Genomic DNA, 6,023 nt, shown 5'->3' with positions numbered 1-6,023 from the left:
CCTTTGCCCGGTTTGCCCGCCGTACCGGCCAAGCCACCCGGCCCGCCGTCGACCCACACTTTGATCTGCTCGGCCGGGAAGCTCTGTGGCAGCTCAACCCGCACAGTCGCCCCCGACGCGCCCGGCAGGCCGTCGCCGCCGTTATCGCCATTGGCACCACGCCCGGCGGAACCCCAGGTGCAGCCTGGGTCCACACCGTTGGCGCCATCGAGGCCGGCATAACCTTGGGCACCGGCGCCGCCACGCGCGTCCACCGACAGCTCTTCGGCGGTCAGCGCGTTAATGCGCAGCACCAGGTCACGCCCGGCCTTGGCCGGCTTTTCGTGGGTACCGGGGGCACCGCGCGACGTGATCTGGCTGCCATGTTCCAGTTGCGCATTACGCACCTGCAATTGCAGCGCGGTATTGCCGGGGGCGATGGTGATACGCGCCTCGCGACCCAGGTGCAACTCATCCACGGTCACTTGGCTGATGGTCGCCGGCACCAGCAACGTGCCGTAGTCCGCCACATCCAGGCGCTCCAGTTGCAACACGCTGGTGCTGCTGGGCAGGCGCATCAGCGAGTTGGTTTCAACACTGACGCTCTGCGCCATAGCAATGGGGCTGACCAACAGGGCCAACAGAAAAACCTTACGCATGATTGGCCTCCTCGTTCGTTTCATTAACCGCAGCAGGCGCCGACAGGCCCCGCACATGGAACATCCCCACCAGCAGAATCTGCAAGCGGTCACGCCAAGGGTGGGCACGGTGTTTCAAGCTGCTGTTGAACAACAGCAATTCAAGCAGGTGGGTAAGCATCAACAGACTGCCGGCCAGGCTGACCAACAGGTGAAACGGATTCGTCAGCGGCCGGAACAGGTTGACCAGCACCACTACCCAGAACAACAACGTCAGAAACTTTCCCAGCCCCCAAAACACCTTCATCCCGCATGCCCCTGCCTATTATTCTTTGGGCGCACAGTACCGACTTCTGCAGGCGATTTGCCAGTGAAGGATGAAAAAACTTGCCAGGGCTCGCCGGCAATGCCCCTGCGGTGCCCGCAGGGGCAAGGGCTGTCAGCGGTTGATCTGGATTTCCACGCGACGGTTCAACGCACGCCCTTCAGCGGTTTTGTTGTCGGCCACTGGGTGGCTTTCGCCAGCACCGGTCACCGAGACAAAGTTGCTGCGAGGCACACCGGAACTGACCAGGTAATCAGTCACCGAGTGGGCGCGTTTTTCCGAGAGTTTCTGGTTGTAGGCATCTTTACCGACGCTGTCGGTATGCCCACTGACCCGCAGTTGCGCGCCTGGGGCTTCTTTTTTCAGGCGAGTGGCAATGATGTCGAGCTTGGTTTTGTCCGCTGCCGTCAACTTGGCCGAATCGAACTGGAAGTGCACATCGCGAATCACGATGGTTTCTTCCTTGACCACCACCACTTCCTCAACCACGGCGGCCGGCGGTGCGGGTGGGCAACCATTGGCATCGACCTGCACGCCTTTTGGCGTGCCAGGGCATTTGTCGCGGCTGTCCGGCACACCGTCACCATCTTCGTCGCCGTCGCCATGCACCCAGCAATAGGCGCCGGCCATGCCGCCGATCAACAGCGCGCCTGCGCCCGCATAGGCTGAACTTTCAGTGGCGCCAATGGCAGCGCCCGTCACACCACCGACTGCTGCACAGGTGGGCCAATCGGTTTTTTGCAACCCTGCGCAACCTGTCAATACTCCGGTTAGCAGAACCAAGGGTAGAGCTGTCCGCATGATGCTCATGTGATTTCTCCTGAGGGGATCGGCGGGGGCCGACAGGTGGAGTAAAGACCGCTCTTTTCATCTGCGCCAGTACGCCACACCCCCGGTTTCATTGAGGATCGCCGCATTTGTAGGACTTTTCGCTGCCGCCCGCTCTAGGCCCGCACGCTCAGCCGCGCTAGTCTCTAGGGTTCTGATGTGAGGATCTGTGATGACCGCTGGTATTTCTTCCCGTACACCCCAGCAAGCCCTGGCCGCTTTGCTCGACTTGCACCAGCCCAAACGCCTGTTGTTGTTGGGCGCCAGCCAGTTTCCGGCGCTGGAGGCGTTCCAGGCCGAGCACCCGGACACCATCGCGGCCATCGCCCCGCCCGGGCCGTTGCCGGCAGAACTGGCGGCGCAGCGTTTTGACCTGGCGTTGGTGGTCGACTGCCTGGAGCACCTGTCAAAACCGCAAGGCCTGACCTTGCTCGGCGGCATTCGCAACCTTAATAGCAGCCGCATTGCGGTGCTGGTGGACCTGGGCGCCTGCGGCTGGAAAGACACCGACTTCTTCTCCCTGGCCCTGCAAGCCGGCGAGCGTTTCCAGCGCGACGAGCAGGTACTGACACTGTTTACCTATGATCTGCTTGACTACAAACAGGTGCCCGACTGGCTCAACGCCCGTTTCTGGGCCAACCCGGAAAATTTTGGAAAGTATTGGTGGTAACCCGATGAGTACATCCATTTGCCCCTGCGGCAGCGGCAACCTGTTGGATGCCTGCTGCGGCCACTATCACGCCGGCCACCCGGCGCCGTGCGCCACCGCGCTGATGCGCTCGCGCTACAGCGCCTATGTGCTGGGCCTGGTGGACTACCTGGTGGCCACAACCTTGCCCGCGCAGCAAGCCGGCCTGGACCGCATTGCGATCAGCGCCTGGAGCGCGCAGAGCACCTGGCTGGGCCTGGAGGTGGAAAGTTCGGAAGTGTTCGGCGGCCAGCCGGAACATGCATTCGTGACCTTTACCGCACGCTGGCATGACAGCACCGGCGAACACAGCCACCGTGAGCAGTCGTCTTTCGTACAGAATGACGGGCGCTGGTACTTCATCGATCCGACGGTTGAGTTCAAGGCCGGGCGCAATGATGTATGTTTGTGCGGCAGTGGCCAAAAATTCAAGAAGTGCTGTTCCAGCTACCTCTAATCGCCCACAGGGAAAACGCCATGCTTCGGATGTACAGCTTGATGCTGGCGTTGACCTTGAGTCTCAGCGGCTGCGCGTCGTGGTTTGAAGACGATGCGCCTACGCCCCACGTCGCCCTGGTGAAAGTCGAGGTGGTACGGGCCAAGCTGCTGGAGCAGAAATTCAAACTGTGGTTTCGCGTCGATAACCGCGACGACGCCGACCTCACGGTGCGCGGCCTGATCTATAAGGTCAGCCTGGGCGGTTTTGTCTTGACCGAAGGCGAGTCCAACGAATGGCTGACCATACCGCCGCGCAGTCATGGTTTTTTTCGGGTGAAGGTGCGCACCAACCTCTGGCCGAAGATCCGCGATGTGGTGCAAATGCTCAAAAACCCGACCAAACCCGTGCCCTATCGCCTGGAAGGCGAGCTGAAAACCGGATTATTCATCGGTAATGACGTGCAGGTCGCCCACAATGGCGAGATAATCCCCGGTGATTTTATTCCGGAGCGACATCGATGACTCAGCAACCCCATGTCCATGGTCCTGACTGCAACCACGATCACGATCAGCATGATCACGGCCATGATCACGACCACGGCCATGTCCACGGCCCGAACTGCGGCCACGCTCACCAGGAGCCGGTGCGCAACGCGTTGAAGGACGTGGGTCGCAACGATCCGTGCCCGTGCGGCAGTGAGAAGAAATTCAAGAAGTGCCACGGGGCCTGATGCCCTGAATGCAGTCAGTGTGGGAGCTGGCTTGCCTGCGATAGCGGTCTGACAGTTAACAATGTGTCAGCTGACCCACCGCCATCGCAGGCAAGCCAGCTCCCACATTTGCTCCGTATTTCAGATCAGAGCTTTCTCTGAAACTGCAACACTACCTCCAACCCCCCACCTTCCCGATTACTCAAACTCAACCGCCCCTCATGCGCCCGCGCAATCGTGTGCGCAATGCTCAGCCCCAACCCGTAACCGCCCGTGTCGGCATTGCGTGAGCCTTCGATGCGGTAAAACGGTTCCATCACCTGCTCCAGTTGCTCCTGGGGAATCCCTGGGCCACGGTCACTGATGACGATTTTCAAACTGTCCACCTGATCCTCAACCCGCACCACCACTTCTCGGCCATAACGCACCGCATTTTCCAGCAGGTTCTGCACGCAACGCTTGAGGCTGCGTGCATAGCCCGGCAGCGGTTGCCGGGCGCGACCGACAATGGTCACGCTTTCGCCCACGTCTTCAAGGTCGGCCTGCAGGCTTTGCAGCAAGGCATTGATGTCGATGTTCTGCCGCGTCTCGTTGATTTCGCCGCTGCTGACAAAATCCAGGGTGCTGGACACCATGTGTTCCATTTCTTCCAGGTCACTGCGAAACCGCTCCTTGGTGCGCGTGTCTTCGAGCATTTCGGTGCGCAGGCGCAGGCGTGTGATCGGCGAGCGCAGGTCGTGGGAAATCGCCGCCAGAAAGCGCGTGCGCTCGGCAATATTGGCTATCAACCGTTGCTGCATCGCATTAAACGCCTGGGCGGCGCGGCGCACTTCGGTGGGGCCGTCCAACGCTAACGGCGGGCGCTGGATATCCCGGCCCAGGGCTTCGGCGGCCTTGGCCAAGGCATTGAGCGGGCGGATGGCCAGGCGCACCGCCACCAACGCGATGATCACCAGCACCAGCACGCGCAGCAAATAGATGCGCATCACGTAGTCGAACAGCAAGTCCAGCGGCGACGTGCTGGTCCAGCCCTGCTCCTCACTGGCGTCCACCTGCAACCAGCGCCCATCGGGCAGGCGCAGGTCGATCAGGAACTGCCCGATGACCGGCTTGGAACTGAGCAGGGTCGAGAGCCCGGCGCCTTGCCCTTCGCCATCAACCAGAGACAGGCGCAGCAACATCAGGGTCTGGGCAGAACCGGTTTTCTCCGTCAGCACCTGCTTGATCAGCCGCTCGGTGGGCCGGTCACTGTCGGTCAACGTGCTCGGCGTGTTGCTGGCCTGATCGCTCAAGGTCAATTGAAAATGCGGGGTGTTGAGCAGTTTGATCAACTGGTCGGCCTGCTGCGGGTCGCTGTGTACCAGGCGCACCACGTCTGCCAGGCGTGTGGCGATCAACCGCGCAGGAATCTCCAGCACCTGGCCATGCCGACGGTCGTACCAGATGCTGCTGGTCAGCGCCTGGGCCGCGAGCATGCCGCTGACCAGAATCAGCACCAGCCGCCCGAACAGCGAACGCGGCAGCAGTCTCACGACTCCAGCACCACATCATCGGCAGTCAGCATGTAACCCTCGTTGCGCACGGTTTTGATCAGCCCCGCCGGCAGCTGCGAGCGCAGGCGGCTGACACACACGTCGATGGAGCGGTCGAACGGCGTGCTGTCCTTGTCGAACACATGGTTGAGCAAAAAGTCGCGACTCAACGGCCGGTTGGGGTGCTGCAACAGCAGGCGCAGCACACGGTAGTCCGAGTTGCCCAGGCTCACCACCACGCCCTCGGGCGTGAGCAATTGCCGCGCCCGTGTGTCGAGTTGCCAGCCGGCAAAACGAATACTCGGCGCCTCGTCCAGCCGCGCGCGGTCCGGAAAACTCTGCACCCGGCGCAACACCACCTTGATTCGCACCAGCAACTCACGCGGGTCGAACGGCTTGGGCAGGTAGTCGTCGGCGCCGATTTCCAGGCCGACGATGCGGTCGATCAACGAGCCTTTGGCGGTGAGCATTACCACCGGCGTGTTGGAACTGACGCGCAGTTCGCGGCACAGGCTCAAGCCGTCTTCGCCAGGCAGCATCAGGTCGAGCACGATCAGGTCGATCACATTCAGCGCCAGGCGGCGGCGCATTTCCTTGCCGTCGGCGGCGGTGGACACCTGAAACCCCGCGTCACTCAAGTAGTCGCAAAGCAACTGACGGATTTGCGGGTCATCATCAACGATCAGCAGGTGGTCAAGCTTGGCCATGGGCAGTCAATCCGAAAACTCAAAACGCAGGAGATAGCCGAAAGTTCATCCAGCGATACACGCAAATGTAATGGAATGTTGTGGGAAACCATAATCACGCATCAGCGATACAAAGCCAGGGCATGGCAGGCGGAATCGCTCTTTAGACTACCGAACCTGAATGAGAGTAATTGTAATT

9 protein-coding genes are annotated in these 6,023 nt (G+C 61.0%); 4 read left to right on the top strand and 5 right to left on the bottom strand.

The window, feature by feature from the left end:
• From GIW28_RS26710 to GIW28_RS26700, 3 genes are all read right to left on the bottom strand, one after another.
• Window positions 1–638 (bottom strand): collagen-like protein (locus GIW28_RS26710; protein ID WP_236490434.1); only part of this gene is annotated, 638 nt, incomplete at its 3' end.
• A complete protein-coding gene (locus tag GIW28_RS26705) occupies window positions 631–924 on the bottom strand; it encodes a DUF1145 domain-containing protein (protein WP_017137189.1) in 294 nt (97 codons plus the stop codon). The genes GIW28_RS26705 and GIW28_RS26710, both read right to left, overlap by 8 nt.
• Before the next feature lie 132 nt (window positions 925–1,056).
• Window positions 1,057–1,752, bottom strand: a complete 696-nt coding sequence (locus tag GIW28_RS26700) for an OmpA family protein (RefSeq protein ID WP_017137188.1) — start codon at window positions 1,750–1,752, stop codon at window positions 1,057–1,059.
• 190 nt (window positions 1,753–1,942) lie between these two features.
• Here GIW28_RS26700 and GIW28_RS26695 point away from each other — a divergent pair, with 190 nt between their 5' ends.
• Genes GIW28_RS26695 through GIW28_RS26680 form a run of 4 tightly spaced genes read left to right on the top strand, consistent with a single transcriptional unit; the run spans window position 1,943 to window position 3,627 of the window.
• The gene (locus tag GIW28_RS26695) at window positions 1,943–2,440 is read left to right on the top strand and encodes a DUF6231 family protein (RefSeq protein WP_177032675.1); all 498 of its coding nucleotides are present in this window, start codon (window positions 1,943–1,945) and stop codon (window positions 2,438–2,440) included.
• Window positions 2,441–2,444: 4 nt separating this feature from the next.
• Window positions 2,445–2,915, top strand: a complete 471-nt coding sequence (locus GIW28_RS26690) for a YchJ family protein (RefSeq protein WP_017137186.1) — start codon at window positions 2,445–2,447, stop codon at window positions 2,913–2,915.
• Window positions 2,916–2,935: 20 nt separating this feature from the next.
• On the top strand, window positions 2,936–3,418 hold the full coding sequence (locus tag GIW28_RS26685; protein ID WP_017137185.1) for an LEA type 2 family protein: 483 nt from the start codon (window positions 2,936–2,938) through the stop codon (window positions 3,416–3,418).
• Window positions 3,415–3,627 (top strand): SEC-C metal-binding domain-containing protein, encoded by a 213-nt coding sequence (locus GIW28_RS26680; protein ID WP_017137184.1) that lies wholly within the window; start codon window positions 3,415–3,417, stop codon window positions 3,625–3,627. The genes GIW28_RS26685 and GIW28_RS26680 overlap by 4 nt, the downstream gene beginning before the upstream one ends.
• Before the next feature lie 125 nt (window positions 3,628–3,752).
• On the opposite strand, the gene GIW28_RS26675 is transcribed toward GIW28_RS26680, so the two are convergent.
• Window positions 3,753–5,138 (bottom strand): ATP-binding protein, encoded by a 1,386-nt coding sequence (locus GIW28_RS26675; RefSeq protein WP_099548572.1) that lies wholly within the window; start codon window positions 5,136–5,138, stop codon window positions 3,753–3,755.
• Entirely contained in the window at window positions 5,135–5,845 is a 711-nt protein-coding gene (locus tag GIW28_RS26670) for a response regulator (protein ID WP_056857506.1), read from the bottom strand. The genes GIW28_RS26675 and GIW28_RS26670 overlap by 4 nt, the downstream gene beginning before the upstream one ends.
• Window positions 5,846–6,023 lie beyond the last annotated feature (178 nt).

It is taken from the genome of Pseudomonas sp. PA-5-4B (assembly GCF_021606215.1).
Lineage (GTDB): Bacteria > Pseudomonadota > Gammaproteobacteria > Pseudomonadales > Pseudomonadaceae > Aquipseudomonas > Aquipseudomonas edaphica.
Note: the sequence above shows the minus strand (reverse complement) of the source record. Positions and strands in the feature narration are given on the sequence as shown.